Raw genomic sequence first — 25,896 nt, 5'->3', positions numbered from 1 at the left:
GCGGGCGGCCGTCGGCTCAGGAGGGCTCGTCCATCCGGTCCTTCGCCCACCACAGGAACGCGGCGGCGTGCTGCTGGTTGGCGAACCCGTCGCCGACGAGGGTGTGCAGAAGGTCGTTGCTCCAGAAGACGAGCCGGCCGAGGGTCCAGTTCACCGACTCCGGTGCGGGCAGCTCCAGTCCGTAGACGATCCGCGCGATCTCGCGCTTGCCGCCTGCCTCCGTCGTGTACTTGAGGATCGACAGAAAGCGCTCGGGCTCCACCACGCAGAGCACCCTGGTGAGCAGGGCCTCCTTGAAACCCGTCATGGCGAACGGCTTCGCACCGCTCAGCAGGTGGTCCAGCCGGTCCTCGCGCGGGACGTCGTCCGGTCCGTGCAGGAGGTACTCGACGGTCTGCCGGGTCGACTCGGCGGCCGCGTCGTCGCCGAGGGCGTTCCACGCGCTGTTGAACGTGGCCTGGTTGCCGGGGCGCGCTCCGACGTCGGAGTTCGCGAAGTCCTTGAGGGCCCGCGGATCGCACGCGTACAGCCCCTCACGGGAGAAGATCCTCCGGTACTTCTCCCAGTAGGCCGCCACGTCGGGATCGAAGCCCGGTCGGGCGGCGAGGTAGCGGGCCTTGAGCCGGCCGACGCGTTCCAGGACCTCGGGCTCGACGTCCTCGGCCTTCGGGAAACGCGCCTTGAGATCGACGAAGGAGCGGGGAGGCTGCTTCCTCGGCTCGACGAGTGCGCCGTGCTCCCACTCGAAACCGCACCGGTGCCGGACGAGCCGACGCCCGCCCTCGAGCCCGCGTACCAGCTCGACGTCCTCATCGTCGCTGCACAACGGGCACATCGCCAACGCCATGGCCACCCTCCCGCACGGTGCCGCATCGCACCGTGAACCAGAACACGCGGCACCACCGGCGGCCGCCCCTGCGAAAGCCTGAGACGCGCACACCGGCCGCATGGTTCGCCGACACGGCCCGGCGGCCGCGGTCCGCCGACGGAAACGACGACGGGGTGCCCGGCCCTCCGGCCGGGCACCCCGCTCTCAGCGTGCGTCCTCCGCGTCCGTTCTGAGCGTCCGTGCGGGTCGGGTCAGCCGCCCACGTACCAGCTGAACCCGCCGTTGCTGGCGGCGACGGCCAGCAGCACGAGCCAGAGGACCACGTCGACGACACCGAGGACGATGCCGGCCTTCGCCATCCCGGCACCGTTCCTGACCGCCGCCTGGCGCCGTGCGACGGCGCCGAAGACGATGGCCAGCGGGCCGAGGACGATGTTCAGGAGGAACAGTCCGACGATGCCGCAGCAGAGGCTCGCGATCGCCAGGCCGTTGGTGCGTGACCCGGAGGACGCGGTGGAAGAGTTGCTGTAACTCGACATGGAACACTCCCGGTTGTCGGTGGCACGGACCGAACGGGCCACGCGCTCCTTTGCTTTCGTCTTGCGTCCCCGAGTGCCCCGCGCCGCCGTTCCCATGTCGACACCGCGTCAGTTGACCACCCTCATCGTCTCCTCACCCTCCTCACCCTCCTCACCGGACGGGCACCGCGGCCACGACGTGGCGGACCGGCCGATGCGCCACCCCACCCCCCTCACCCCACCTCGCCGTGTAGCGTGGCGATCTTCGGCCGGCGCAGGCCGGCCGGAGTCCTCGAAGGCCGGGCACCTCATGCACCCCACGCACCTCACGCATCCGCATCTCGCCGCACGCCGTCGCCTCGGCGTCGCCCTGGACGACCTCTTCGACGTCTTCCACGGCATGACCGCACATCCGGACGAGCACAACTGCTCATGCCACTGGGGCAGCGCGGAAGAGGTCGCCCTTCTCAAGACCCCGGACGTGGAACTGGAGCCGGACCTCCTGCGGCGGAGCTGGGAGGCCCTCGACTGGACCGACCACGCGGCCGTGCTGCGCCGCATCCTGCCGCAGTTCGCCACGGCCCTCGTCGCCGGCCGTGTGCGACCCCTGTCCGGGCTGGAAGAGGCCGGCTACTCCTTCGCCCGCGGCCGTTGGCAGCGGTGGTCCGACGAACAGAACCGCGCCGTGAGCGAGTTCCTGCACGCATGGTGGGTGCAGAGCCTCACCGATCCGGACGCGGCCGTCCCGGCGCACCAGGTCTTCGCGATGTGCGCCGAGGCGTCCGGAACGCTGCGCCCCTGGCTCGCCGACTGGGAGACGCACCCCGGGAACCTCAGCGACCGACGTCTCGCCGAGGCGGCCGGGGAGTGGGAGTACGCACTCCTGGGAGACAGCCTGCCGTGGCACGTCCACTGGCCCGAGCACGACGAGGAGGGACTGCGCGCCGAACTGGTCGGCTGGCTGCTGGGCCACGCCGCGACGCGACTGCGCACCTCGGGCGCACCGGCGGACCTGCAGCACCGGATACAGCTGCTCGCCCTCACCGGCGAGGCCCGCTGGACGTCCCCCCACTGGCCCGGCCACCGCTACTGACAACCCGTCGGCCGGTCACTTTCGGTCGTCCTGGCCGAGGCCGCGATCGGGTGCGCTCATGTCCCCCGTCCGGGGCGTGCCGTCAGCAAGTCCGTAGCGCAGGTACACGGTGCCCTTCGGACTGGTCGCCGGCGGTTCGAGGAGGGTGACGTTCATGGGCACCGCGCCACCGTCGAACACCTTCTTCCCGACGCCGAGCACGATCGGGTGCACCCAGAGGTCGAGACGGTCGAAGAGCCTCTCCCGCAGCAGCGTCTGCACCAGGTCGATGCTCCCGACGACCTTCACGTGCTCGTGCCGGTCGCGGATCTCGCGCACCGCGCCGGCCAGGTCCGGGCCGAGGTGCGTCGACCCCGCCCACGACAGGTCGGGCGTGCCGCGGGAGGCGACGTACTTCGGGACGCTGTTGAAGAGCGTGGCGATCTCGTTGTCCGCGCCGCCCTTCTGGTGCGGCCAGTACGCGGCGAAGACGTCGTACGTCCGCCGGCCCAGCAGTAGGGCGTCCGTGCCCTCGTACGCGGCGACGATCTGCGCTCCGGCGACCTCGTCCGACAGCGGCGCCTGCCAGCCGCCGTACGGGAACCCCTCCGGATCCTCGTCCGGGCCGCCGGGTGACTGCGCGACGAGGTCCAGTGATGCGAACATCTCGATGTCGATGAGGCCCATGCCGTGCTCCCGATGAGTCATGAGTCGTGTGTCTCGGTCGGTAGGCAGACCTGCGGGCCGGGCCGGACTCATCGCCGCGACGGCAGCCACCTCGTGGTCCTCGCCCGTCCGGCGCCGGGACACCGCACCGGCACTCCCTGTCACCTCACGATAGAACAAGGGCCGCGTCCCGACCCGGCGAAACCCGGCCCGCCCGTCACCGCCCGTCACCGCAGGTCACCGGGGGCGCGGCCGCCGCCCGCTGCGACGCGCCCCCGGTGAGAGGGGCGGTCACCGCTCGCCGCCGCTCCACGGCGACGTTCCACGGCGCTGCTCGTGGCCACGGTGCGGCTAGTGTCGTGGTCAGGTGATCAGTCACGACTGGGGTGGGCACGGATGACGACCTGGCAGGAGTGGGAAGCCGAGCTGGCAGGACGGTTGGCCGCCGCGTCCCCGGACGAGCGCGTGGTGTTCGCCGTCGGGGTCGCCGAACGGCTGATGCGGGCCGAGGAGGCTCTGCCGGCCCAGGAGCAGGCGGAGTACGCCCTCGGCCTCCGGCCGATGCTCAACGCTCTGTGGGAAGCCGCGCTGGGCAATCCGTCGGGGTTCGGTGAGATCAAGCACGGGCTGGGCGAGTACCTGCTGAGCGAGTACTGCCACAACGACGGGCAGCACGGCCCCGGTGACGCCGACGAGCCGGCCGCGGCCGCAGTTCTGCACACCGCGGTGGCCTACCTGTTCGGCGCGGGCGAGTCGGTCTCGAGGGTGAGCAGCCGGGCCGTCGAAGCCGCGGACGCTCGTCTCAACGCGGACGCTCGTCTCAACGCCGGCGACGAGCGTGCGAACGCCGGCGACGAGCGTGCGAACGCCGGCGACAGCGACTCCGGCGACGGCGACGGCGACGGCGACGGCGACAGCAACGCCGTCGACCCTGACGAAGTCCTCACCGCCGAGGTGTGCCGTCAGCTGCGTGACCTGGCGCTGATCGCTCAGTACGGCGCATCCCTGCGTCACGCGAGGCTGGGCCTCGACATCGACACCTCCGCCCGGCTGCATCGCGCTCTTCGCGTTCCCCTGTCCAGCGTCGAGGCCGACGCGTAGGCGGCACCGCCCCGCGGGACACCCCGCCAACCCCGCCGACGCCGAGCTCGATATATGTCACCCCATATGTGTCGGTAGCCCCTTCTAGGATGGTCGAGGGGAACTGAGATCGAGCGGGCGGGCAGGGTGTGCGAGCGTGACGCAACTGGTGGGCAGAACATCCGAACTCGCGCGGCTCGAAGCCCTGTTGGCCGGACCGGACCTGCCCGACGCACCGGCGGTCGTCGACATCGCCGGCGAGCCCGGCATCGGGAAGAGCAGGTTGCTCGGCGAGGTCTGCGCCCGGGCCCGGCGCGGCGGATTCACGGTCCTTCGCGGCCGCGCCACGGAGTACGAACAGCACGTCCCCTTCCAGGCCTTCACCGACGCGCTGGCCGACGTCGACCCCGGCGTCATCGCAGCCGACCCCGGACTCGATCCCGAGCTCCCCGAGCTGGACCTGCTGCTGCACGGCATCCGGCGAGCGGCGCCGGGAGACACGTCCGGCCCGGGCGGCGTCGCCCGCTTCGGCCTGCATCGTGCGATCACCGCGTTCCTCACACGCCTCGGCGGGCGAGGCGTGGTCCTTGCCATCGACGACCTGCACTGGGCGGACCCCGCGTCGCGGGAACTCGTGGATCACCTGATCCGGCACCCCGCCCGCGGACGCGTTCTCCTGGTCGTGGCACGGCGGGCCCGGCAGACCCCCACGTCCCTGACCGCGGCCCTGGCGCGCGGCACCGACAGCGGAGACGTACTGCACCTCGCACTGGGCCCGCTCCCCGAGGAGGAGTCCCTCCGGACGTTGGCCTACGACGTCCCCGGGCGTGAGGCGAAGCAACTGTACGCCGCCAGCGACGGCAACCCCTTCTACCTGCTCGCGCTGCTGCACGCATACCGCGGCGGCGCCCGGCTGCACAGCGTCCTCACCCGGCCCGACGCGACGGACGCGGTCGGAGTCCCCAACGGCCTCGCGGTCCTGCTGCTCGACGAGCTGACCGCGCTGACCGCGCCACAACGCCGTGTCGCCGAGGCGGTGGCGGCGCTCGGCGCTCATGCCACCCCGGCCATGGTGACCGAGGCGATCGGCCCGTCACTCGAAGAGGCGACGGAGCGGGAGGCGACGGCGGCCGAGAAGAAGGCCGAGAAGAAGGCCGAGACGAAGGCCGAGACGAAGGAGGCGGAGAGGCCGAACGAGGCGGAGGCGGTGAGGGAAGCCAAGGCGGTGAAGGCGGTGAAGGCGGTAGCGGCGGGGGAGGAGGTCGAGGGGGCGGAGGAGGTCGAGGAGGTGCTCAGGGCCCTGGCGGCGCGGGACGTGCTGCGCGCCGGGCCGGGCGGCCGATGGGTGCTCCGCCACCCGCTCGTGCGGGCCCTTGTCTACGAGAACACCGCCCCGGCGCGGCGCGCCGAACTTCATCGTCGGGCCGCGCGGGCACTGGCCCGCAGAGGTGCTCCCGCCACCGAGCAGGCCCACCACGTCGAACGGTCGATGACCGGCTGGGACGCCGAGGCAGCCGCCGTGCTGGAGGAGTCCGCCGCCCAGTGCGCGTCGACCGCGCCGGCCACCGCCGCCCACCTGCTGAACGTCGTTCTCACGCACCTGCCGGACACGCCAGGGCACGACCTGCGGCGAGGCGAACTCGTCCTGGCGCGTGCCCGGGCGCTCGGCGTCAGCGGCAGTCTGCGCGAGAGCCGCGATCTGCTGCACGCCCTGATCGAGACGTCGGGCGAGGACCTCCTCCCGTTGCGCACGGAGGCCGTCGCCTGGTGCGCCGTGATGGAGCGGCACCTCGGCCACTCCCCGGAGGCCACCGCTCTGCTGCGCCGCGAGCTGTCCCGCCGTCCGAGCCCCGCTTCCGGGCAGGCGGTCTCCCTGCGGCTCGCCCTCGGCATGTCCGCTCTGCTGACGGCGTCCTACCCCGAGGCCCGCGCGGACGTCGCGGAAGCAGTCGCCCTCGCCCGAGCCGACGACGACTGCGCGGGTGAGGCGGCAGCCCTGGCGCTGGCCGCCCTGGGCGAGGCGTACGAGGGCGAGACGGCAGCGGCCGTCCGGTACACCGACGCCGCGTCCCGGCTCACGGACGCGCTGACCGACCCCGGCCTCACGGACCTGTGCGAGTCGTTGAGTTGGCTGGCCTGGGCGGAAGTCCTGCTGGAGCGCTACCCGGACGCCGAACGGCACTTCACCCGAGGGCTCGACATCGCCCGGCGCGGCGGCCGGCTCCACGTCCTGCCGCACCTGTTGACGAGCAAGGCTTTCGTGCACCTCACCACCTGCCGCCTGCCGTCCGCGCTGGAGGCTGCCGAGGAGGCGGAGACCTCGGCGCGGGCCTCGGGCAGCTCCGACCTCCTGGCGTTCACCCTCGCCATCAAGACGCTCGTGCTGCTGCTGTGCCGACCGTTCGGGGACGTCACCGCCCTGACCACCGCTGAGGAGGCCGTCGCCGCGACCAGCGGGAGCAAGGGCTGGTGGCCCGCCCTGGCGTGGTGCATGCTCGGGCACACGACCTTCGTGAGCGGCGACGCGCACCGCGCTCAGGAAGCCATCATGACGGCCGGCGGAGGCCGCGAACTCCCCCTGCTGCAACCGTCGATCCGTCCGGGCCAGCTCGACACGCTCACCGCTGCCGCCCTCGCCACGGGCGACGTCGACCAGGCCCGACGCTCGGCCGCACAGGCCGCGCGCGAGGCCGGCCGGCTCGGTCTCGGCGGCCAGCGCGCGGCCGCCCGGCGAGCCGAGGCGTCGCTGGCCGAGCACCGCGGCGACACGGACCGGGCCGTCCGCCTCCTCGACGCGGCCGCCCAGGAGTACGCCCGCTGCGGCCAGCGCCTGTGGGAGGCGTACTGCCTGCTCCGCGCGGCGCCCCTGGTGCAGCGCACCGGCCAGGGCGAACGCGCCGCCGCCATGTGGCACCGCGCCCACCGCATCGCCGTAGGCGGCGGCGCCCGCCTGCTCGTCGACCTGGCCGAGTTGATCCGCCCCGAGGCGATACCCGAGGCGCCCGCGGTCCCGGCGGAACTGGCGGGGCTGACGGCACGTGAGGTCGAGGTGGCCGGACTCCTGGCGGAGGGCCTGAGCAACCAGGACATCGCCGCCCGGCTCCACCTCAGCCGGCGCACCGTCGAAACGCACCTGTCCTCGGTGTACCGCAAGCTCGACGTACCGTCCCGTTCGGCGCTGACCCGCCTCATGACCCGCATCGGCCTGGGCGTCGGATCGTGAGCCGGGCGCGACCGGGTGTACGTCGCGTCCACGGTGTGACGAAGTCTGAGTGCGTGCCCCCACGCAAGTGAGTACGCGTGCTCACGTGGTGGACGTGGCCCGCTCGCAGACTTGGCGCATGAGACGAACCTCCGCACCGACCGGTACGACCGCCCGCTTCCGCCGCCGTACGCGGCGAGCGCTCGCGTCGGCGGCCCTCGCGGCGCTGGCACTCACCGCCTGCGGCACCGAGAAGACGGGCGCCGCCGGATCGCAGGGATCGCAGGGGTCACAGGGATCGCAAGGCGCGCAGGGGGCACAGGGATCGCAAGGCGCCCGCGCCGACACCGCCGGATCACCCTCCGGCGTCGCCTTCACGGAGATGCTCAACAAGGTCGCGCAGCAGTGCCCCCCGAGCGCTCCGCCGGAGGCGCCGCCGTCCGGTCCGGCGCAGACAGCGCCGGCAGGGGAGACGCCGCCGCCCGGGGAGACACCGCCGAGCGACCCGATCGAGCCGATGGCCCCCACGGCGGGGCCGGAGGTGGAGTTGAACGCCCGCGACTGGTGCGCGAGCAGCCTCCATGAAGAGCGCATCGCGCACGCGCTCTGGGATCTGGCGGATCCCACCCCCACCGAGGTCAGGAAGATCCTGAACGAACTCGGCTACATCGACGAGCGCATCCACGACCTCAAGCAGTCCGGCGCGGCCACGCACTTCTTCCTCGACCTGCGGGACCAGGGCGGACGGCTCTGCCTGGACGGCTCGGCGGCCGGTGAGCAGACCGTCGTCGACAAGTGCGTCGCTCCGGTGACCGGCCCGTTCACACCTGGAGAACGGAAAGCCTGAGCGCCGGGGCGGTCCCCCGGCGGAATTCCGAAACCGCCACGGCCCCTCGGTCGATCCACCAGACTCGTTCCTGTTTCCACCCAGGAGAAGGGACGGCGGGCATGGCCGTGGCGGCGAAGAGTGCACTTCTGGTGATGGACGTCCAACGGGACGTCGTGGCCATAGCGGACGACGGTTCGGGGTATCTCCCGCGTCTGCGCAGGGCCATCGACGGGGCGCGGGCCGCAGGCATCCCCGTGATCTACGTGGTGGTCGGCTTACGGCCGGGTGATCCGGTCGTCAGCCCCCGCAACAAGGTGCTGACCAACGCCGTGCGGGCCGGCTTGTTCACCGAGGGCGCCCCGGGCACCGAGATCCACGAGGACGTGGCACCCCGGCAGGGCGACATCGTCGTCACGAAGAGACGGGGGAGCGCGTTCTCGGGCAGCGACCTCGACCTCGTGCTCAGGGCCCGTGACATCGACAGCCTGGTCCTCACCGGCATCGCCACCAGCGCCGTGGTGCTGTCCACGCTGTGGCGCGCCATCGACCTGGACTTCGGCCTGACCGTCCTCACGGACGCCTGTCTCGACACCGACCCCGAGGTGCACCGGGTACTCACCGAAAAACTGTTCCCGCAGTGGGCGGACACCTTCACGGTCGACACCTGGCTCAAAGCCCTCGCCCCCCGATAGCGAAAGGCCGCAGGCACCCTCGGGTCCTGCCGTGCCACCACGGAGCCGGCGGGAAGCGACGAGCCGCGAGGTCACAACTGGGCCAACTTCTTCACTTGTCCATCACATGCGACGTCCCGTTGTCGATAGTTTCCCCCCCTCACGCACCAACCAGGGGGACCCGTGAGCTACTACCAGCCTCAACCGCCGCTGCAGCCGCCTCCCGGACCGCCGCCTGGGCGTCCCGCGCCGAAGTGGGCTCGCAAGCGCTTCGTCCTGCCCGCCCTGGGCCTGGCGTTCATCATCGGCCTCGGCAGCGCCGGTGCGGACGACCAGAACCCCAATACGACGAAGACCGCGGTCAGCGACAAGACCCAGCCGACGGTCACGGCCACGGCCACGGTCACCGCGACGGCCACGGCGACGGAGACCGCGAAGCCGAAGCCCGCGCCGACAGTGACGGAAACAGTCAAGGTGAAGGTGACCGTCACCGCGCACGCCGCCGCGGGGTCGGGCACGGGCGGCGGTTCGACCTCCGGCGGCTCGTCGTCCGGCGGCGGGTCCAGCTCGTCGGGTGGCTCGAGCTCCGAGGGCGGCGGTGCGACGGCACTGTGCAACGACGGCACGTACTCGTACGCCGCTCACCACCAGGGTGCTTGCTCGCATCACGGCGGCGTGTCCGTCTTCTACCGGTAGCCAACGCCTCCCGCACCGGTGTGCCCTGGACGAGACTCGCCACTCGCCCCTCACCCCACGTGATGTCAGACGGCGGGGCATTCGTCCGGCAGAGGAGCGCGCACGAACTTGAGGCGCCGCTCGTCGCCAGCCCCCAGAACACGGAGATTGTTTCGGGCTTCCGTGAGGCTGAGCCGGCCGTTGGGACCGCCCAGCACCCGGTCGGCATTGTCGTCGCCCTGGCCGTCGTCCTCCCGGAAGCACACGGGACGGATCTCGAAGCAGCTGCGCTCTTCGAGCGTCAGGAAGCCGCAGCAGGCACAGGGACAGGGGCCGTCCTCGGGCTCCCGCGGTTGTTGACGAACGGAGTCACCGGCAGGGCATCCTGCCCTGCCGTGCCCTCCACCGCGAGCTCATACCCAGGCACGGCTCGACCGGGCCAGGAGCTCGGCATGCGAAGACCCGGCACCCCTGCCCCCGTACGGCACCAGCAAGCCCAACGCCACCTGCCTGAAGTCGAGTTGCCGAGCGAGGCCACGCCCGACCGATACGGCGACGACCACGGAAGCCCCCAGCGCATGTGGCCTCGAGGAACCGCAGACGACCCCACGGACGGCCCGGCCCCGAGGGAGCTGCTCCCGCCGCGCGGCGGTCTATCGTGCGCCTGTGACAAGCGCAGCGGAGCGTCCCCTCCTCTTCCTCGACGTCGATGGCCCGCTCATCCCCTTCGGGATGCCGTCCGAGCATTCGGGGGCCGCGGCAGCCGACGCCTCGACGCCCGTCGATGAGGAAAACCCCCTGCTGGAGCGCCTCGACCCCGGAATCGGGGCGCGTCTTCTGAACCTGGGCTGCGACCTCGTGTGGGCCACGACCTGGAGGGAGAAGGCGAACGAGGCGGTCGCCCCACGGATCGGCCTTCCGAACCTGCCCGTGGCCAATTGGCCGGACACCACCGCCGAGGCCGATCCAGGCCCGCGCGGCCTGCACTGGAAGACCCGCCACCTTGTCGACCGGGCCGACGGCCGGCCGTTCGTCTGGGTCGACGACGAGATCAGTTCCATGGACCGCCTCTGGGTCGCGGCCCAACATCCGGGCTCATCGTTGCTGCATCGCGTGGACCCGTCCCGGGGCCTCACCGACGCCGACTTCTCCGCCATCGCGCAGTGGCTCGACACCGTCGCGCCGAGGCCGCGCATTCATTGACGATTTCAGGCCGTGCAGGGGCCGTTAATCGGCCATGTCTTGACCGCTGCAGCGCCCTCGTAGAAGATCCCTCCGAGCCCTCGACAGCGGGGAGCGGAAAAAGGGGGAACGTGAAAAAGTTCGGAAAGTCAATATTCTTCGGCATTGCGGGTGCCGTGCTTGCGGTTTCCAGTTTTGCCACCCCGGCGGCGGCCTATGGCTCGCAGAGCGCAACCGGCGCCGACAATACCGTGGTTGAGGCCGACAATGGCCTCGTAACCGGGCAGCCCGTCATCCACCAGAGGGGTGACGGAGTCAACCCGCCGGCGGAGCTGGGCAACCCCTCCGAGTGGGGCGTGGTAAAGCTGGAAATCAAGGAATCCGCGGCTCAGCTGAGGGGGAATACCTGCCAGGATGTGACTCATGGCCGGTGGTGCTATGGGTACGACCTGGTGTCGGCTGGAAAGAAGTGCTACTCGAACTACATCGCGGATGTCAAGCACAAGACGACGGTCAGGGTCCAGAACGTCGACCATTCAAGCGGCTGGGTGGCGAAGGGTGACACTTCCTACGCCAACTCGACGCAAGGCGCGGCCTGGACCTGCTATGCATATTACGATAATGCATAAATACTTCCGCAGTGACGAGGGTTGACCTCCCTCGGGATGGGTCATTACTCCGGGCGCGTTCACGGGCCCGGAGTAATGCCGCATTAGGCCCGCAAAGGGAGAGCGCGAACCTACGCGGGGTGCCACTCGGCAGTGTCTCGCTGGTTTGGCCCCACAGGGCCTGCCGTTGAGCATCGAGACGGCTCCAGTGAGATTTAGCAGCGTGGCCGTTGACCCAGTGAAGACGTTGGGCTCCCGTGCTGGTGAGGGAGGTCGTCCTCGCAACCCGTCGGCACAGGAGCTCTGTTGGTTTCCTGTCGGGCCGCGCTCGACTGCTCCACGCCCTCGTCGAGTGGGTCACCATTCTCACCGTCACCCCCACAGCACCAGCGTGCTCCGGTCCGTCTGGTACCCGTGCCGGCACGACACTCTCGCGCAATTCGCCGCCGGCTTCTGCATCTCCGTCGACACCGCCCGCGCCGTAAGGCCGCGGTGATCGGCCCGCCCTCCGACGACGCGCGCGACGTGAAGCCGCCGACACCTTTGCCGAGTGCGACCGGGCCAGCGACAGCCGTGCCGACTACTCGCCGCACGCGGCATGCCGGCCCGCGGACTCCCCATCCGAGGGCCTCGTCGCCTCCGGGTGCCTACCTGCGGATTGACGCGCTGCGGCCCCGCCGCGAATAAGAGGTCGCGCGGGTAGGCGGCGTCGCTGGGCAGGAAGTAACACGGGGCCGGGCCCCGAGGTCATCGAGCCGTGTGTACTCCGTGCGGGCCAACACCCCGTTCGGCCTCCAGGTACGTCTAGAGGCCGCCACCGGCCGGGCGGCTTGACCTTGACGCATGGGTCAATCTCTAACGTCGTCGGCATGGATACATCTTCGAAGAGCACAACGTTCTCCAGCCGCTCCGGCATATCCCGTACCGGGCTGGAAGCCCGGCTGTTCGCGCGGCCTGAGGGCCTGCCCGTTCCCGGGGACTTCGAGATAACCGAGGTCGCTGTTCCCCATCCCGCATCGGGGCAGGTACTGGTCCGCAATTTGTTCATGTCGCTCGATCCCGGCATGCTCATGCTGATCGCGGGCGAGTCCGGTCTGCCGATGCCCCGCTATGAGGTCGGCGAGGTGATGTACGGCGATGCCATCGGTGAAGTGGTCGCCTCCGCGGATGCATCACTGGACGAGGGCGACCTGGTGATGCACCGGCTTGGCTGGCGCGAGTATGCCGTGGCGCAGGCCGGGCTGTTCCGCCGCGTCGACCGGGACGCCTACCCGACGCCCTCTACTTACCTGGGCTTCGGACTGGTCGCCTACGTCGGGCTCATGGACGCGGCGGAACTACGGCCCGGCGACACCGTTTTCGTCTCCAGTGCGGCGGGGGCGACCGGGAGCATGGCCGGCCAGATCGCCCGGCTCAAGGGGGCGAGCCGGGTGATCGGCAGCGCCGGATCGCGGGACAAGGCCGCCCATCTGACCGGGAGACTCGGGTTCGATGCGGCCTTCGACTATCACGACGGACCGATCGTCGACCGGCTGCGCGAGGCCGCACCCGAAGGCATCGACGTCTACTTCGACAACGTGGGTGGCGAACAGCTGCGCGCTGCGATCGAGATCATGAACCCGCATGGCCGCGTTGCCGTGTGCGGAGCCCTCAGCCGGCAGAGCGAAGCCAGTCCCGGCGACCTGCTCAGTGTCCTCGGTAAGCGGCTCACGATCCGCGGCTTCACCGTGGGCGATCACTTTGAGCGTGCTCCGGAGTTCGGCGCGCAATTCCGTACGTGGCTGCGCGAGGGCGCGATCGTCTATGACGAGACGGTGATCGATGGGCTGGCCAATGCACCGCAGGCTCTCCTCGATCTCGTGAACGGCGCGTACACCGGGAAGACGGTGGTCCGGCTCGGGAGTTGACCTTGACGTATGGGTGAAGCCTTATGGTCGGACTCGGAGGTGGCTGCAATGCTGATCGGTGAACTGGCCGCGAAGGCCGGGACCACAACCCGTGCCCTGCGCTACTACGAGGAGCAGGGCTTGCTGGAGTCCGACCGTACGACGGCGGGTTATCGCCTGTATGAGCCCGGTGCGGTACGCAGGGTCCGGAACATCCGTGAGCTTCTGTCCTGCGGGCTCACCGTGGAGGATGTGAAGTCCCTCCTGGCCTACCTCGACGCCGATCTGCCCGAGGTGCTCTCCTACTCACCGCTGTGCGCCGACGGCTATGGCGTCGGCGCACAGCGGGTAGCTCAGCTGGAGGAGCGAATCGCGATCCTCACCGAGCTGCGCGACAGCCTCGTCCACCGGATGCCATGGCTGGCGGCACCCGGCGACACCGCAGACGAGCAGGCCGCTTGATTGTGAAGTGCCGCGGCCTTTTCGGCCGGACGAGCAATCCATCCAACGTGCCGCGCAAGACGGCCCGGATCTGCTCCCTATATGAGGATCATCCGTGCCTGTCATCCCGGCTTGGCTTGTCGAGCCGTTGTGGGTTCAGTTTTCCGCATTGCTCCCTGAGCGGCCGACGTTTGACCCTGGCCACCCGCTCGGTGTTCACCGCCGCCGTCTCAACGACCGGATCGTGTTCGACGACAAACTGATCCAGGTGCTCCGGTTCGGCTGCTCCTATCAAGCCATTGCCGACACCACCTGCTCTGCGACAACGATCCGCAACCGCCGCAACGAGTGGATCACACTTGGGGTGTTCGCACAGCTCAAGCGCATAGTCCTGGAATGCTACGACCGGATCGTCGGCCTGGTACTGGAAGATATCTCCATCGATGGCTGCATCGCCAAAGCCTCCGGTGGAGGAGAGGTTTCCGGGCGCTCTCCGGTCGATCGTGGTAAACGGGGATGAAACGATCCCTCATGGTTGACGGGTACGGCATCCCGCTTGGCCGGGTGCTGGCTGGCGCTAACCGCCACGACTCGCCGACGCTGGACAAGCTCGACGACCTCGGTCCACTCCCAGATGCGATCACCGTCAACCTGGATGCCGGATACGACTCGCAGAACACTCGTGACGAGCTGGCCAGCCGAAACCTGGCTGGTCGCATCGCACATAAGGGCGACCAGGCTCCGATCCAAGCCAGTCGGCGTTGGCACATCGAACGCACCAACGCTTGGCACAACGCCTTCAACCGGCTCCAACGCTGCTACGAACGAAGAGAAATCGTCATCGACGCGTTCTTCGACCTTGCCGACGCGATCATCGCTCTCCGTAGCCTCATCCGTCGAGCCTGGGCCACTCACCGATGGGAAGCTCGGCCACGGCGCCACCCATGAGGTCCTGCCGATTTGCGCAAGTTCTAGGCTGCCGACGCCGACATACGACCACTCCGAGCGGCACACGGCTGCACGTACGCCAAGACCCCGTCCGCAGCGAAAGCGCTGGTGGCGGGGTCTTCGGGCACCTCGTGCAAGGTGCCCCCGGCAGGATTCGAACCTGCGCACACGGCTCCGGAGGCCGCTTACGGACTGGTTGAAGCAGCAGGTGGCGGCCCTGCGCATGGCAGATCAGGCGGGGCGAGTCCACGGATAGTCCACGTCTGGCTGAGCACCGCTTTACAGTTCGATCGATCCGAGCCCGCTCCGGCTGTTGCCCTCGACTGGTGCGACGGCCAGGCCAGATAGTGAAGCGTCCGCAGGGCGCAGGTCGGGCGTCGGGCAGGTGACCGCGAGGCTTTAGAAACGATCGTGTTCGTCGCCGCGTCGAGCTACACCTGGAGGCAGCTGCCTCCCGTGTTCGGTCCGTACTGGCAGACGGTCTATCGGCGTTTCGCCCAGTGGAGCCGAGAGCGGGTCTGGGCCCGGCTCCACCGTGTCGTTCTCGACGACGGGCTGCGGTAAGAGCTTGGGTGGCAGCAGGCCTACTGCTTGACCAGGCTGAAGTCTCCCTTGTTGCCCGCTACGTCGTACCAACTTCCCGTGTAGGTACCATTCGACGCCTCTCGCAGTCCGCTGTGGAAAGCGACATACTTGGGCCCCACGTTGTGCTGCTTGAGGGTGATGACCTCATGTTGCCGACTGCTTACTTCACCCGAGAACTTGCTCGGGTCTGTGGTGCTGACATACTTCGCAGTGAACGTCTCGCCTTGACTACCGATGATCTCGATGGTCTCGGTCCCTACGGAGCTTCGTTTGATGGTCCAACGGCTGCCCACTGGCAATGACACTTGACTCTCCCTTGTGCGCGCGGATCAGGTCCTTGGCGTGTATCGCATTTGGCGACCACGGTTTCGCCCGATTCGGGCCCGGTGGCGCGTTGGGATCATGCTGCACCCAACGAACGGTCGAGGCGAGTCCAGCGCATCCATTCGTGCAGGGTAAAGAACAGCCACCCGTAGAGCCCTGCTGTGGCCGGTACGGGACTCGGCCGGGCCAAGACCTCGCGCGCTGTCTAGCGGATCAAGTAGTCATCTCCGGCGAGTATGGGCACGGAGTGCCGACGCTTGCTGCCGCCAACCACCGCTTTTAGGAGAGAGAGGCTGGTGGGTTGGGCCGGTGACCTGGGCTTTCGATGCCCGGTGAGAAACCCAGCAACTCGACCGCTAGACACTCCCGTTGACCGTGGCTGACCCCTGCATCTGGCACGGCAGTGGCACGAGCCTCAGCCGATGACAGCCAGCCACGATGGCGGGTGCGCCGGCCGACCAGGTGCGCGTATGCCTCGCTGCACCCCCACCGGCCTCAGCCACGCCGCCAATATCGTCTATGAGAGCAAGCCCCGCCGACTGGGCCGTAAGGACGACTGGGTGTTCGCCCTTTTGACCCAGGTGAGCGAATCAGCGAGTTTCGGTGAAGCGATTGTCACCGCGATCACTAGAATCTCCGTCCATGTCAGATCGAAATCCGCTAGCCATCTCGGGACGGGCTCGCAGACGAGCCGAAGGAGGGGGATGGGAACTTCGAGAAGGGCTGCGAGCGCGTATCTGTGAACTACGTGTCCTCGTCAAAAATAAGCAGATGGTCCTTCAGGCTGATCCTGAACTCAAAGCAGTGGCTGCTGCAGCATTGGAGGAATTGGATGCTGCGGAAGATGCACTCAGTCATCAATGCCCATGGTATCGACGCACTGCACATCTAGCTGTAGCGCAGACCCGTGTCGACATGGCGCAGTGCCTCTTGTTGCGTTTGCTGTCGGAAGAGGAAGTAAAAGCCCTACTGCCGGGCATTGAATTTCTGGTTAGCGAGCAACTCCCGGAAAGCGATCCGCGAAAACAGGAAGTAAAAAGGATCGCATCTGAATCCCGCAAGCCCGAGTCGAAAATCGCGCCTGCACATCGAGAAACTCTTGCAGACGCGACTTGGGCTGCCAGGCTGGCCCTTCAGCGGGAGACTGCTCGCGCCGGAAGCTTTGTTCACACTGTGTACAACATTGCGTTTGTGCTCGCATTTTTGGCGGCATTGGTCGCAGTACTGGGGGGCGTTGCACCCGAGCTGGTTCCGATTTGCTTCCAGCCGGAAAGTGATCTAGTCGTATGCCCTACGGCGGCAGTCAGTGAGACTTCTTTCGTGGGTGGGGTTGCTGCTGCGGCCTCCTCTTGGGATTTTACAGTTGTTGAGGTCACTGGGCTTATCGCTGCCGCTGTTGCCGCAGCCGTGTCCCTACGAGGAATTAAGGGAACTTCTTCTCCTTACAACATTCCCGTAGCCCTAGCCGTTCTAAAACTTCCCACCGGTGCGTTGACTGGATTGCTTGGGCTGCTGCTTATGCGCGGGCAATTCGTTCCGGGCCTGACCGCTCTGGACTCTTCAGCGCAGATCGTCGCATATGCCATCATCTTTGGTTATGCTCAACAGATTGCCACACGTTTCGTGGATAAACAGGGGCAAGCAGTTCTAAATGCCATCGGTGATCCCACTGACGGTACTCCTTCAGATTCGATCGCCTAGTCAGGGCACTCGACCCGCTTCGCGGTGTGAGCATATATTCACAGCCCTTTCGGGACCCTGTAGTTGGCGTAACGAATTTGGCCGGAGCTCCTTTGTGGCGAGTTGATAACGACCCCGTGAGCTTCCGCCCGCCGGGCAGTCTGTGGACCCGGTAAAGCAAGAAGTTGCGGCCGTGATCTTCGAGGCTCGCGCCAAAGCGGCGGGCTGAAGTCACAAGTCGACCGCCCCAGCCATGACGTTTTCTGATGTCATGGACTGCGTGTCTGCCTGTTGGGCGGGCGGGGGGCACCGGCCGTGCCGAGCGGGGCGGAGACATGAGCGGGCGCGGACGGCGGCCCGCGCCCGCCCGGAGGAGCGAAGCGACGACGGGTACTTGAACCAGTAGAGAAAGTTTGAATCATGGGCGGGCTGTCCCGTGGTGTAGAACCCTGGGTATGGGGAGTGAGCGGCAGCAGCGGATGAAGGCACTTGGGGTGCGTCTTCGGGGACTTCGTGCGGAGGCTGGCCTGACGGGTGCCGTGTTGGCGCAGCGCGCCGGCGTGGGGCAGCCAACCGTGTCCAAGGTCGAGAACGGTCGCATGGTTCCCAGCCTCGACGTCCTGCGGCGCTTGACGCTTGCCCTCGACCTCGACGAGCCGACCACCCATGAGGTGCGCGACCTCCTGGCCGCCGTCGAGGCTGCGCCGGATGCCGACGAGACAATCGGTGACGAGGCCCCCGCGGGGGCGACCCTCGATGACGCGGTGCGGTCCGCACGGCTGGTGCGCTCGTTCCAATGCGTCGTCCTGCCCGCCATGCTCCAGAGTGCGGAGTACGCCCGTCACGTCTTCGACAGCGCGCCGAACGCGACCCCTGAGGCCGTCGGCCGTGCTGTTGCTGCCCGTGTGGAGCGGCAGAGCGTCTTGTACGAGCCTGGGCGGGAGTCGGTGTTCGTGCTGACGGAAGCCGTGTTGCGGACCTGGCCCGGGAACCCCTCGCTGATGCTGGCCCAGTTCGACCGGCTCCTGGCCGTCGACAGTCTGACCACGGTGCGCATCGGGGTCATCCCCTGGCGTCGGGCGGTGCCGGTCATGCCTCGTCACGGGTTCACCCTGTGCGACCGGCGGGCGGTCGTCGTCGAGACCTTCCGAGGTGAACGGGTCCTAGACGACTCCGCCGAGGTTGCGGCGTACGAGGAGACCTTCGCCCGGTTCGAAGAGGCTGCGATCTTCGGGATCGAGGCGAGGGAGCTCCTGCTCCGGGTGATGCAGGAGTTCCGGGAGTTGGAGGACTTCACCACTCGTTAGAGGAATAATTCCTCTAGATGCCTGGCCCATCAGTCATGCGTAGGAATACTCTGCTCGCAATGCCGTCTAGCCCCCTAGACGAAGAGGAGAGTTCCCATGCCCAAAAAGTGGTGCCGCATCTTTCCCGGCCTGGCCTGGCAGGTTGCGGAGGCCCGACACTTCGTTGCCGCCTTGCTGGAGGACGAGGGTTCAGGCCTTGTGGATGACGCCGTCCTGGTCGTCGGTGAGCTGGCGGCCAATGCCGTCAGGCACACGCGGAGCGGCTGGTACCGCGGATGGTTCCTCGTGGTCGTCCACTTCGGCGACGACCTGGTGCGCATCGAGGTGACTGACCAAGGTGGCGACGAGGAGCCCCTGCTTCGCAGCGTGAACAGCCAGGTGGAAGAGGGCGGCCGCGGGCTCATGCTGATTGCGGCCTGCGCCAAGGACTGGGGCGTGAAGGACCGGCCCGCCGGTGGTCGTTGCGTCTGGGCCGAGCTGTCGCGGAACGGCGCGTCATGACCTCCTGCCCGGTGGTGATCCGTGGCCGTGGCTGCCTTGTGGGCAGTGGAGGGTGAGTCCTCGGGGTGTGCCTCGGCGGCGGGCCGGCTTCTATGTGATCGGTGTTCATTCGGGCAGGCGACTCCCGCCCATTCCGTCTAGGGCCCTAGACTCCTGGGTACTTCTAGGAGGTGTGGTCATGTCGGACGAGTTGCAGCGGATCATGGCGATCGATGATCCGTACCTGCTCCTGCGTGAGGTCACGACGCGGTTGGCCGACGCGCAGCAGGAGGTGACCGAACTCGCCCGGCTCCGTCGCCGTGTGGTCCAGGACCTCCACGCACAAGGGCTGTCGTATGCGCAGATCGCCGAGAAGGCCGGCCTGAGTCGCGGGCGGATTCACCAGATTCGGCACACCGGTCCGGCACCCGAGGGGGCCTTCCTCGGCGCGGGCGCCGTCACGATCGTCACCCCGTTGCGCTGGGACGGTGAGAAGAAACGCCCGGTCGTCGCCATGGCCGACGTCAACTCCGGGAAGCGACTCGAAGAGCTGGCCAAGTCGTACGGGCTCGACGTCAGCTCCGGCCACGTCCAGGTGAGCGGTGAGGTCGACCTCAACCGAGACGGCCTGGTCGTCGTCTGCGGGCCGGGTATGTCTCAGGCCATGAGCGACCTGTACGCCCAGGACCCGGTACTCGGCTGGGAGCACCCGGAGGGTGAGCCGTGGGCCCTGGCGGACCGGCGTACCGGCACGTCGTACCGCGCTGGAGCGGACACGGAACCGTACCGCCCGCACGACGTCGGATACCTGGGCCGGCTGCCCCGCCCGGATGGCAACGGCTCGGTGCTCGCCATCGCGGGAATCCACACTGCGGGCTCCCTCGGCGTCGTGCACCTGCTCGCCTCTGACCTCAGCGCGCTCTGGGGGCAGGTGGGTGAGCGTCACTTCTCCACGCTGGTGGGCGTCGAGTACGACCCAGAGACCGACGAACCGCAGTCCGTCGAACTGCTCACCCCTCTTTACCTGCACGACGAGGAGACGGAGGCGTGAACGTCGCCCTCGGTTCACTGCCTGCCGAACCCGGTCAGCAAAACGAGGACTTCACCGCCGCCGCACCCGGGGCGGCTGTCCTGCTGGACGGTGCCGGCGTGGCCGGGGCCGAAACCGGATGCACGCACGGCATCGCATGGTTCTCCTCGACGCTGGGCGGGCTGCTGCTGAGCACCATCACGGCGCAACCCGCACGGCCGCTCGCCGACTGTCTCGCCGACTCGATCCGGGTCGTTCGGTCTCTGCACGAGGGCAGTTGCGAGCTGACCCATCGGGCCAGTCCGACCAGTACGGTCGTCGCGGTCCGGGCCGGTGCGGGAGCTCTGGAGTACGTCGTACTTGGTGACTCGACCGTCCTCCTCGCCGACAAGGACGCGAAGACGACCGCCGTCACGGATCTGCGCCTGGATGACGTCAGCGTGCAGCTGCGCGGGCCGGTCGACGCGTTCCCTACTGGTTCCCCCGAGCACGCTGCCGCCCTGTCCGAGTACCGCGACGCCCTGACGGGGCTCCGCAATCGGCCGGGTGGCTTCTGGATCGCCGGGCCCGATCCTCAAGCGGCCGAACATGCCCTTACCGGGTCCGTGCCGCTGGAATCGCTGACCTCCGTGACTTTGCTCAGTGACGGCGCTACCCGACTCGTCGACCTCTTCGAACTCGCCACCTGGCAAGAAGCGTTGGACGTCCTCGGGGAGTCCGGGCCAGACGGGCTGATCCGCCGAGTGCGGGATGCCGAGGCCGATGACCCCGACGGTCGTCGCTGGCCACGGGGCAAGGCACATGATGACGCCACCGCACTGCACTGGGTGCTGCCCGAGTAAGCGGCGTTGCCCTGCTCCCGCCCTTGCTCAGATGCGGTATGCCCCCGCTGGTACGCCATGGGCGACGCCGTACGGAGTCAGGGCGACGACGCTGGTTCCCCGTGACGGTGTGTCGGGGCCGACGTGCAGGGGGCTGACGCCATAGGAGCGGGCGAGGTCCGCGGCCATGTCGTGGGTTGCCGACCGCCACTCGTCTTCGTCGTCCTGGCTCTCTTGGGCGGGGTCCCAGTCGGGCGTGAGGCCCAGTTCCACACGGCGGGCCCGCTCGTACGGCAGGGGCTCGCCGAGGGTGAGCAACTCGTCCTCTCCTTCGCCTGTTTCGCAGTACCGCCGGATCACGGTGCCCTGCTCGGCGATGAGCCAGGCGGAGCCGTCGCCCTGGCCGCCGTAGTAGTACGCGTGGGCCTGGCCGTAGCGGGCGCTGAGTTCGGTGCACAGGCGCAGGACCTCCTCGCTTCGCTCCTCGCCGCACGGGTCGGACCATGCGCCGAGGATGAGGGTCCAGCCGTCGAGCTCGGGCGTCACGAAGACCCGTTCGTAGCCGTTGTGGGGGTCGTCCGCGCCGCAGCCGTGGCCGTCGGCGTCGACGATGTCGTTGCCGAGAGCGAAGGTCACCGGTCTTGGGTCGACCAAGCCAAGGGTCTGCATGATTCCGGCCTGGTCACCGCTCGGGACGGCCATCCAGTGATTCCAGCATGCCCACATCCCTTCGGGCCGGTCGTCCGGGAGTTTGACGCGGATGAGTCGTTCGATCGCTGCCACGTCGACGCGGGACAGTGCCGATTCGCCGCCCAGCTCGGCGAGCACGGTCAACGCACGCGCCCGCTGCCGGCCCGGCCCTTGTTCCCGGATGCGCTGGAGCAGGGGAATGACGTACTCGCCTTGAAGAATCAGGGCGTCCTGCGCCTGTCGGGCGACCCTCGGGTCGTGATCCCCGAGCAGTGGCACCAGGGCAGAGATGGCAGACCGGGCAGCGTCGCCGCAGTGCTGGAGCCCGCGGATAGCCATCCTGCGCACGTGCGGCACGGGATGGGAGAGGGCTGCGGTGTAGCGGTCCAGGGCTGCCGCGCCAAGACAGGAGAACGCGAAGCCGACGCGCTTGCGAGAGCTCTCGGTGGACGCGGAGGCGAGACCTCGGAGTAGGCCGTCGAAGGCGGCGTCCCCGATCCGCTCAAGCACGCTGGCGATCGGCCGCCAGTCCACAGGGGATTCCTCGTCCGTCAGCTCCCGCACCAGGTGCTCCACCGTGTCGGGGCCAAGAGCGGCCAACGTGTCAGCCGCCGCTTCGCGTCGGTCCGGCACCCCGAGGTCCCGTATCAAGTCGGTGTCCACCACGTTCCCTCCAGCAAGGTCGACCGGCCCTCGGGCGTCATGATCCGGGACGGGTCTGACATTGCCAGAGCCACCCGACTTGCATACCCCCCTAGACAGTTGATGGGCTGTCGGTCTACCGTAGTCGTCAACCCCCCTAGACAGTTAGGGCGGGTCGCCTCCCGTGCTGTCTAGGGGGGTATCCAGACCGAAGCGGCGCGGACCGAATGCGTCGCCAACAAGTGAGGTTCAAGAAATGCGTGTCATCCCCGTGGACGTTTCTTCCGCGACGCTGCTCGTCACCAAGCTGCCTGAGATCAAGGTGAAGGACCGTCAGACCGGTGAGGTCGCCGTGGACCCGGTGACCAACCAGCGGCTCATGGTGCTGGAGCTGGTGTTCATCGCGCAGGGCGGCTCGGACATGATCAAGGTGACCGTTCCGGAGCAGGGCATCGGTGAGGGCCTGGTGATGGGTGCTCCGGTCATCATGTCCGGCCTCATCGCCCGCCCCTGGGAGAGTGAGTTCGGCGGGCGGATGCGTCACGGCATCGCCTACCGGGCGGACGCCGTCATGGTCAACGCGCCGGCGTCGGTGCAGGGCTGATCACCATGACTGACACCCTCTGGGCTCTGGTGCTCTGCCTGCTGGCCGTGGCCGCGCTGCTGGTTCTCCGCCGTCGTCTGCCGGTCGCGTTCTGGTGGCTCGTGGGCTATCCGTTCGTCGCGCTGCGCGTGCTCACCACGTACCGGGCGACGATGGACGCCTGTGGCCTGACGGTTCCGGCTTCGGCCGTCCGTCGGGCCACGGCCCGGGTGATCGGGCGCGAGGCGGCGCCCGTACCGCCTCGCCGGTCGTTCCCGCTGCCGACCGGGTCCGGTCTCGTGATGCGGCTGCGCATGGCGACCGGGCAGGCTCCCGAAGACTTCATGGCCTCGGCTGATCGACTGCGGCACGCCTGGGCCGCGCACGCCGTGCACATCCGCCCTACCAAGCCGGGCTGGCTGGAACTGCGCCTGATCGGCTGGGACGTGCTCGCCGACGTGCGGCCCGCCCGGCGGCGGCAGAAGAGCGGCCTGCTCTCCCTGCCCATGGCGCTTCGGGATGACGGGCGGTGGCACGTACGGGACTTCCGCGCCGTGCCGCATGAACTCATCCTCGGCGCAACGCAGTCCGGCAAGTCCGTGTACCTGCGGAACCTGCTGTGCGGGCTGGCCCGGCAACGGGTCGTCCTCGTCGGGATCGACTGCAAGTGGGGTGTCGAACTCGCGCCGTTCGCGCCCCGGTTGTCGGCGCTCGCTGACACCTCGGACCGGGCGAACGAGCTCCTTGACGCCCTGTTGGAAGAGATGGAGGCACGGTTCCGTCTGATCGGTCTTCGGTCCGGCCTGGGTGCGGATGGCGTGCTCACCTCGGACGTGTGGGGGCTGCCGGACGAGGTGCGGCCAGTGCCGGTCGTGGTCGTCGTCGACGAGGTCGCGGAACTCTTCCTCGCCGCGAGCAGGGACGACGAGAAGCGACGCGATGCCATGGTCACCAAGCTCATCCGTATCGCCCAGCTCGGCCGCGCGGCCGGCATCTACCTCGAAGTGTGCGGGCAGCGCTTCGGCTCCGAACTCGGCAAGGGCGCCACCATGCTCCGCGCCCAGCTCACCGGCCGCATCTGCCACCGCGTCAACGACGAGTCCTCGGCGAACATGGCGCTCGCCGACATCTCCCCTGAAGCGGCGCTCGCCGCCACCTCCATCCCCGCCGAACGGCCCGGCGTCGCCATCGTCGGCGACTCCTCCGGCGGCTGGTCCCGCGCCCGCTCACCCCACCTCACCCTCAACGAAGCTGCGGCCATCTGCCGCGCAACCTCCGCCCTCGTGCCAGAGCTGCCCCGCCTCGGCTCCTTCCGGCCCGCCGTCGGCGTCGAGTCCGCCGGGTCGGCTTCTCCCGCCGCTGCCGCGCCGACCGCTCGCCCGGTGACCGAGTAGCCGCACCCCTTTCCCCACGGTCGGCGTGACCGCCTCGCGCCAAGTCCCTACCCCTCCCATGCCTCGAACCGGAAGGAAGCCGAGCCGATGCGTGCCCAACTGGCCCGGGTGGACGCCGTGATCGTCCAGGCCGTCATCGCGGGTGCCCTGTCCTTCTCGCACCTGCACGACCTCGCTGAGGCGGCCGGACAGGGCGGCTGGAAGGCGTGGGCCTACCCCGTCAGCGTCGACCTGCTGCTGGTCGCCGCATGGCGTCGGATGCGCGAGCAGCAGGGCGCTGTACAACCCGCCGGGGGACCCCGGTTGTGGTTCCTGGTGGCCCTGGCCGCATCCCTCGGCGCGAACGTCGCCACCGCCGGGCTCCTCGACCTGGACGACGTTCCCGCGTCGCTCCGCGTCGTGGTGGCCGGCTGGCCCGCCGTCGCCTTCTTCGGCGGAACGCTTCTGGCGCACACGTCCCGCATGCCAGAGGCACCGACGGAGACGGGGACGCCCACTGCCCCGGTCGCCGTCGAGGAGCCCGACCGTGACGCGCTCCCGGCACCGTCCACCGACCCGAAACCGGCTCCGGAGTCCGCTATCGAACGGATCACCAACCCCGTTCCTGCCCCGGCGCCCACTGCTCCCGCCGTCTCCCTGCCGCCCGCCCTCGTCGACCGCGTCCGCGTCCTGGCCGAGGAACACCGCGCTACCACCGGCCACCCCGCCGACCCCGACACCGTCCGAGCCCGGCTCGGCCTGCCCCCGTCCATGACGCCGTCCGTCGCCGCCCACCTCTGAAAGGAGACGCACGCGATGCGTCCCGCTATCCGTTCCGCGCTGGAGTACGCCGCAGAACTGACCCGCCGCAATCGGCTCGTCGAAGCCGTCGCCGTCGCACAAGCCGCGTTCCACCACGCCACCGCCGACGAATTCCCCGAGATCAGGCAGTGGCTCACCGACCACGCCCACGACTTCACCGGAGGGGACACCCCGCGATGACCAACCCCAGGTTCCGCAACGTCCGCCGCATCGGCCCCGTCCAGGTCGCCTCCTACCTCGCCCGTGGCCGCAACCGCCACCTCGCCGCCTGCACCGCACCTCGCTGTGACTTCTCCACCGAATACGACAGCCGCGCCGCCGCCGAACTCGCCGCCCGCACCCACCGCTGCAAGGCCTGACAGGAGACCGCCGCCATGACCGTCCCGCTCTGGTTCGCCGTGCTCGTCGTCGCCGTCCTCGGCATCCAGCTTGCCCGCCCGCCGTGGTGGCTGGTCGCCCTGCTCCTCCTGGGCGGCTACCTCGTCGCCGACAGCGTCCTCGCCCCCGCCGTCGCCGCCCTCCTCGACTGATCGCCCGCAGAAGGGATCACCCACGTGTTCACCCCGAAGTACCCGCCGCAGGACACCGCCCCGGTCCACACCATCCCGGCTCCGACCGTCTACAGCCCGACCGCGTACAGCCCGGCGGCCTATGCCCCGGCTTCCGTCCCCGTTCCGTCCGCCCCGACCTCCAACCGTCCGACTGTCCAGCTCACGCCCGGCAGCACGCTCGCCCTCATCGCTGGTGGCAGTGCCGCCGTCCTCGTCGTCGGTGCGGTCCTGGTCTCCATGCTCCTCGCTGTTGCGATCACCGCCGCCTCCGTGGCCGTCTGCGCGGTCGTCATCCGCTCCATCCTCCGGAGCGACCGCCGCTGACCTCATCCACTTCTCTGCCTCGGCTTGCCCACGCTGTCTAGACCCCTGGACGAGCCGGGGTCTGGCCCCAAACTCCA

General features: G+C 68.9%; 27 protein-coding genes, 1 tRNA gene and 3 pseudogenes. 24 read left to right on the top strand and 7 right to left on the bottom strand.

Going from position 1 to position 25,896, the window contains the following annotated elements; all coding sequences use genetic code 11:
* Window positions 1–16: 16 nt before the first annotated feature.
* Window positions 17–847, bottom strand: coding sequence for a hypothetical protein (locus OHS82_RS14980; protein WP_057584135.1), 831 nt, complete (start codon window positions 845–847; stop codon window positions 17–19).
* 233 nt (window positions 848–1,080) lie between these two features.
* Window positions 1,081–1,368: a DUF4190 domain-containing protein gene (locus OHS82_RS14975; RefSeq protein ID WP_057584728.1), complete on the bottom strand. Its 288-nt coding sequence runs from the start codon at window positions 1,366–1,368 to the stop codon at window positions 1,081–1,083.
* Between the two features lie 289 nt (window positions 1,369–1,657).
* On the opposite strand from OHS82_RS14975, the gene OHS82_RS14970 reads away from it, so the two are divergent.
* Window positions 1,658–2,440, top strand: coding sequence for a hypothetical protein (locus OHS82_RS14970; protein WP_328434002.1), 783 nt, complete (start codon window positions 1,658–1,660; stop codon window positions 2,438–2,440).
* A 15-nt stretch (window positions 2,441–2,455) separates the two neighbouring features.
* Here the strand turns inward: OHS82_RS14970 and OHS82_RS14965 are convergent, their stop codons facing one another.
* Window positions 2,456–3,106: a dihydrofolate reductase family protein gene (locus OHS82_RS14965; protein ID WP_057584128.1), complete on the bottom strand. Its 651-nt coding sequence runs from the start codon at window positions 3,104–3,106 to the stop codon at window positions 2,456–2,458.
* Between the two features lie 375 nt (window positions 3,107–3,481).
* Between OHS82_RS14965 and OHS82_RS14960 the strand changes: the two genes are divergently transcribed.
* From OHS82_RS14960 to OHS82_RS14940, 5 genes are all read left to right on the top strand, one after another.
* Window positions 3,482–4,186 (top strand): hypothetical protein, encoded by a 705-nt coding sequence (locus OHS82_RS14960; RefSeq protein ID WP_328434001.1) that lies wholly within the window; start codon window positions 3,482–3,484, stop codon window positions 4,184–4,186.
* 136 nt (window positions 4,187–4,322) lie between these two features.
* Complete coding sequence (locus tag OHS82_RS14955; RefSeq protein WP_328434000.1) at window positions 4,323–7,388, top strand: ATP-binding protein; 3,066 nt, start codon at window positions 4,323–4,325, stop codon at window positions 7,386–7,388.
* 118 nt (window positions 7,389–7,506) lie between these two features.
* A complete protein-coding gene (locus OHS82_RS14950) occupies window positions 7,507–8,214 on the top strand; it encodes a hypothetical protein (protein WP_063894344.1) in 708 nt (235 codons plus the stop codon).
* Between the two features lie 101 nt (window positions 8,215–8,315).
* Window positions 8,316–8,888 carry a cysteine hydrolase family protein gene (locus OHS82_RS14945; RefSeq protein ID WP_057584124.1) on the top strand — a complete coding sequence of 191 codons (573 nt, stop codon included), beginning with the start codon at window positions 8,316–8,318 and terminating at the stop codon, window positions 8,886–8,888.
* A 162-nt stretch (window positions 8,889–9,050) separates the two neighbouring features.
* Window positions 9,051–9,563, top strand: coding sequence for a DUF3761 domain-containing protein (locus tag OHS82_RS14940; protein WP_242433430.1), 513 nt, complete (start codon window positions 9,051–9,053; stop codon window positions 9,561–9,563).
* Window positions 9,564–9,628: 65 nt separating this feature from the next.
* Here the strand turns inward: OHS82_RS14940 and OHS82_RS14935 are convergent.
* A pseudogene (locus OHS82_RS14935) lies at window positions 9,629–9,859 on the bottom strand (CPCC family cysteine-rich protein); the annotation flags it as partial.
* A gap of 349 nt (window positions 9,860–10,208) precedes the next feature.
* On the opposite strand from OHS82_RS14935, the gene OHS82_RS14930 reads away from it, so the two are divergent.
* The 5 genes and pseudogenes from OHS82_RS14930 (at window position 10,209) to OHS82_RS14910 (ending at window position 14,607) form a co-directional block, all read left to right on the top strand.
* Window positions 10,209–10,745: an HAD domain-containing protein gene (locus tag OHS82_RS14930; RefSeq protein ID WP_328433999.1), complete on the top strand. Its 537-nt coding sequence runs from the start codon at window positions 10,209–10,211 to the stop codon at window positions 10,743–10,745.
* A gap of 110 nt (window positions 10,746–10,855) precedes the next feature.
* Window positions 10,856–11,353 (top strand): lactococcin 972 family bacteriocin, encoded by a 498-nt coding sequence (locus OHS82_RS14925; protein WP_057584119.1) that lies wholly within the window; start codon window positions 10,856–10,858, stop codon window positions 11,351–11,353.
* 848 nt (window positions 11,354–12,201) lie between these two features.
* Entirely contained in the window at window positions 12,202–13,239 is a 1,038-nt protein-coding gene (locus OHS82_RS14920) for an NADP-dependent oxidoreductase (RefSeq protein WP_057584117.1), read from the top strand.
* 48 nt (window positions 13,240–13,287) lie between these two features.
* Complete coding sequence (locus tag OHS82_RS14915) at window positions 13,288–13,680, top strand: MerR family transcriptional regulator (protein WP_057584115.1); 393 nt, start codon at window positions 13,288–13,290, stop codon at window positions 13,678–13,680.
* A 94-nt stretch (window positions 13,681–13,774) separates the two neighbouring features.
* Window positions 13,775–14,607 (top strand): annotated as a pseudogene (locus tag OHS82_RS14910) (IS5 family transposase).
* A gap of 139 nt (window positions 14,608–14,746) precedes the next feature.
* Here the strand turns inward: OHS82_RS14910 and OHS82_RS14905 are convergent.
* Window positions 14,747–14,820: transfer RNA gene (locus OHS82_RS14905), tRNA-OTHER, on the bottom strand.
* Window positions 14,821–14,979: 159 nt separating this feature from the next.
* Between OHS82_RS14905 and OHS82_RS14900 the strand changes: the two are divergent.
* A pseudogene (locus OHS82_RS14900) lies at window positions 14,980–15,171 on the top strand (transposase); the annotation flags it as partial.
* A 20-nt stretch (window positions 15,172–15,191) separates the two neighbouring features.
* On the opposite strand, the gene OHS82_RS14895 reads toward OHS82_RS14900, so the two are convergent.
* Window positions 15,192–15,497, bottom strand: coding sequence for a hypothetical protein (locus OHS82_RS14895; protein ID WP_327691669.1), 306 nt, complete (start codon window positions 15,495–15,497; stop codon window positions 15,192–15,194).
* 790 nt (window positions 15,498–16,287) lie between these two features.
* Between OHS82_RS14895 and OHS82_RS14890 the strand changes: the two genes are divergently transcribed.
* The 5 genes from OHS82_RS14890 to OHS82_RS14870 all read left to right on the top strand — a co-directional run bounded on the left by OHS82_RS14890 (window position 16,288) and on the right by OHS82_RS14870 (window position 20,855).
* Complete coding sequence (locus OHS82_RS14890) at window positions 16,288–17,217, top strand: hypothetical protein (RefSeq protein ID WP_328433998.1); 930 nt, start codon at window positions 16,288–16,290, stop codon at window positions 17,215–17,217.
* Between the two features lie 434 nt (window positions 17,218–17,651).
* Window positions 17,652–18,503: a helix-turn-helix domain-containing protein gene (locus OHS82_RS14885; protein ID WP_328433997.1), complete on the top strand. Its 852-nt coding sequence runs from the start codon at window positions 17,652–17,654 to the stop codon at window positions 18,501–18,503.
* Between the two features lie 96 nt (window positions 18,504–18,599).
* Window positions 18,600–19,004, top strand: a complete 405-nt coding sequence (locus tag OHS82_RS14880; RefSeq protein WP_057584106.1) for an ATP-binding protein — start codon at window positions 18,600–18,602, stop codon at window positions 19,002–19,004.
* A gap of 178 nt (window positions 19,005–19,182) precedes the next feature.
* Window positions 19,183–20,034 (top strand): sigma factor-like helix-turn-helix DNA-binding protein, encoded by an 852-nt coding sequence (locus OHS82_RS14875; protein WP_328433996.1) that lies wholly within the window; start codon window positions 19,183–19,185, stop codon window positions 20,032–20,034.
* Window positions 20,031–20,855 carry an integrase gene (locus OHS82_RS14870; RefSeq protein WP_328433995.1) on the top strand — a complete coding sequence of 275 codons (825 nt, stop codon included), beginning with the start codon at window positions 20,031–20,033 and terminating at the stop codon, window positions 20,853–20,855. The genes OHS82_RS14875 and OHS82_RS14870 overlap by 4 nt, the downstream gene beginning before the upstream one ends.
* A 27-nt stretch (window positions 20,856–20,882) precedes the next feature.
* Here OHS82_RS14870 and OHS82_RS14865 read toward each other — a convergent pair whose 3' ends face one another.
* Window positions 20,883–22,190 carry a HEAT repeat domain-containing protein gene (locus OHS82_RS14865; RefSeq protein ID WP_328433994.1) on the bottom strand — a complete coding sequence of 436 codons (1,308 nt, stop codon included), beginning with the start codon at window positions 22,188–22,190 and terminating at the stop codon, window positions 20,883–20,885.
* Between the two features lie 232 nt (window positions 22,191–22,422).
* Here OHS82_RS14865 and OHS82_RS14860 point away from each other — a divergent pair, with 232 nt between their 5' ends.
* The 7 genes from OHS82_RS14860 (at window position 22,423) to OHS82_RS14830 (ending at window position 25,819) form a co-directional block, all read left to right on the top strand.
* Window positions 22,423–22,770 (top strand): SCO3933 family regulatory protein, encoded by a 348-nt coding sequence (locus OHS82_RS14860; RefSeq protein ID WP_057584100.1) that lies wholly within the window; start codon window positions 22,423–22,425, stop codon window positions 22,768–22,770.
* Window positions 22,771–22,775: 5 nt separating this feature from the next.
* Window positions 22,776–24,143 carry an FtsK/SpoIIIE domain-containing protein gene (locus OHS82_RS14855; RefSeq protein ID WP_328433993.1) on the top strand — a complete coding sequence of 456 codons (1,368 nt, stop codon included), beginning with the start codon at window positions 22,776–22,778 and terminating at the stop codon, window positions 24,141–24,143.
* A gap of 87 nt (window positions 24,144–24,230) precedes the next feature.
* Window positions 24,231–24,923 (top strand): DUF2637 domain-containing protein, encoded by a 693-nt coding sequence (locus OHS82_RS14850; protein ID WP_328433992.1) that lies wholly within the window; start codon window positions 24,231–24,233, stop codon window positions 24,921–24,923.
* 15 nt (window positions 24,924–24,938) lie between these two features.
* Window positions 24,939–25,124: a hypothetical protein gene (locus OHS82_RS14845; protein ID WP_328433991.1), complete on the top strand. Its 186-nt coding sequence runs from the start codon at window positions 24,939–24,941 to the stop codon at window positions 25,122–25,124.
* Window positions 25,121–25,303 (top strand): mobile element transfer protein, encoded by a 183-nt coding sequence (locus OHS82_RS14840; protein ID WP_328433990.1) that lies wholly within the window; start codon window positions 25,121–25,123, stop codon window positions 25,301–25,303. Before OHS82_RS14845 ends, OHS82_RS14840 begins: the two co-directional genes overlap by 4 nt.
* 15 nt (window positions 25,304–25,318) lie before the next feature.
* Window positions 25,319–25,474 (top strand): hypothetical protein, encoded by a 156-nt coding sequence (locus tag OHS82_RS14835; RefSeq protein ID WP_328433989.1) that lies wholly within the window; start codon window positions 25,319–25,321, stop codon window positions 25,472–25,474.
* Between the two features lie 24 nt (window positions 25,475–25,498).
* On the top strand, window positions 25,499–25,819 hold the full coding sequence (locus tag OHS82_RS14830; protein WP_328433988.1) for a SpdD protein: 321 nt from the start codon (window positions 25,499–25,501) through the stop codon (window positions 25,817–25,819).
* The last annotated feature ends 77 nt before the right edge of the window (window positions 25,820–25,896 follow it).

The sequence above is a fragment of the Streptomyces sp. NBC_00425 genome, assembly GCF_036030735.1.
Classification (GTDB): Bacteria; Actinomycetota; Actinomycetes; order Streptomycetales; family Streptomycetaceae; genus Streptomyces.
The sequence above is the reverse complement of the archived record's forward strand: the minus strand, read 5'-3'. Positions and strand labels throughout refer to the sequence as shown.

Excerpts from the sequence above, each read along its gene's own strand:
- OHS82_RS14850 (WP_328433992.1), top strand. The coding sequence starts at position 24,231 with ATGCGTGCCCAACTGGCCCGGGTGGACGCCGTGATCGTCCAGGCCGTC.
- OHS82_RS14880 (WP_057584106.1), top strand. The coding sequence starts at position 18,600 with ATGCCCAAAAAGTGGTGCCGCATCTTTCCCGGCCTGGCCTGGCAGGTT.
- OHS82_RS14845 (WP_328433991.1), top strand. The coding sequence starts at position 24,939 with ATGCGTCCCGCTATCCGTTCCGCGCTGGAGTACGCCGCAGAACTGACC.
- OHS82_RS14855 (WP_328433993.1), top strand. The coding sequence starts at position 22,776 with ATGACTGACACCCTCTGGGCTCTGGTGCTCTGCCTGCTGGCCGTGGCC.
- OHS82_RS14950 (WP_063894344.1), top strand. The coding sequence starts at position 7,507 with ATGAGACGAACCTCCGCACCGACCGGTACGACCGCCCGCTTCCGCCGC.
- OHS82_RS14980 (WP_057584135.1), bottom strand. The coding sequence starts at position 847 with ATGGCGTTGGCGATGTGCCCGTTGTGCAGCGACGATGAGGACGTCGAG.
- OHS82_RS14965 (WP_057584128.1), bottom strand. The coding sequence starts at position 3,106 with ATGGGCCTCATCGACATCGAGATGTTCGCATCACTGGACCTCGTCGCG.
- OHS82_RS14835 (WP_328433989.1), top strand. The coding sequence starts at position 25,319 with ATGACCGTCCCGCTCTGGTTCGCCGTGCTCGTCGTCGCCGTCCTCGGC.
- OHS82_RS14960 (WP_328434001.1), top strand. The coding sequence starts at position 3,482 with ATGACGACCTGGCAGGAGTGGGAAGCCGAGCTGGCAGGACGGTTGGCC.
- OHS82_RS14885 (WP_328433997.1), top strand. The coding sequence starts at position 17,652 with ATGGGGAGTGAGCGGCAGCAGCGGATGAAGGCACTTGGGGTGCGTCTT.
- OHS82_RS14890 (WP_328433998.1), top strand. The coding sequence starts at position 16,288 with ATGGTCCTTCAGGCTGATCCTGAACTCAAAGCAGTGGCTGCTGCAGCA.
- OHS82_RS14875 (WP_328433996.1), top strand. The coding sequence starts at position 19,183 with ATGTCGGACGAGTTGCAGCGGATCATGGCGATCGATGATCCGTACCTG.
- OHS82_RS14970 (WP_328434002.1), top strand. The coding sequence starts at position 1,658 with ATGCACCCCACGCACCTCACGCATCCGCATCTCGCCGCACGCCGTCGC.
- OHS82_RS14915 (WP_057584115.1), top strand. The coding sequence starts at position 13,288 with ATGCTGATCGGTGAACTGGCCGCGAAGGCCGGGACCACAACCCGTGCC.
- OHS82_RS14945 (WP_057584124.1), top strand. The coding sequence starts at position 8,316 with ATGGCCGTGGCGGCGAAGAGTGCACTTCTGGTGATGGACGTCCAACGG.
- OHS82_RS14920 (WP_057584117.1), top strand. The coding sequence starts at position 12,202 with ATGGATACATCTTCGAAGAGCACAACGTTCTCCAGCCGCTCCGGCATA.
- OHS82_RS14840 (WP_328433990.1), top strand. The coding sequence starts at position 25,121 with ATGACCAACCCCAGGTTCCGCAACGTCCGCCGCATCGGCCCCGTCCAG.
- OHS82_RS14860 (WP_057584100.1), top strand. The coding sequence starts at position 22,423 with ATGCGTGTCATCCCCGTGGACGTTTCTTCCGCGACGCTGCTCGTCACC.
- OHS82_RS14975 (WP_057584728.1), bottom strand. The coding sequence starts at position 1,368 with ATGTCGAGTTACAGCAACTCTTCCACCGCGTCCTCCGGGTCACGCACC.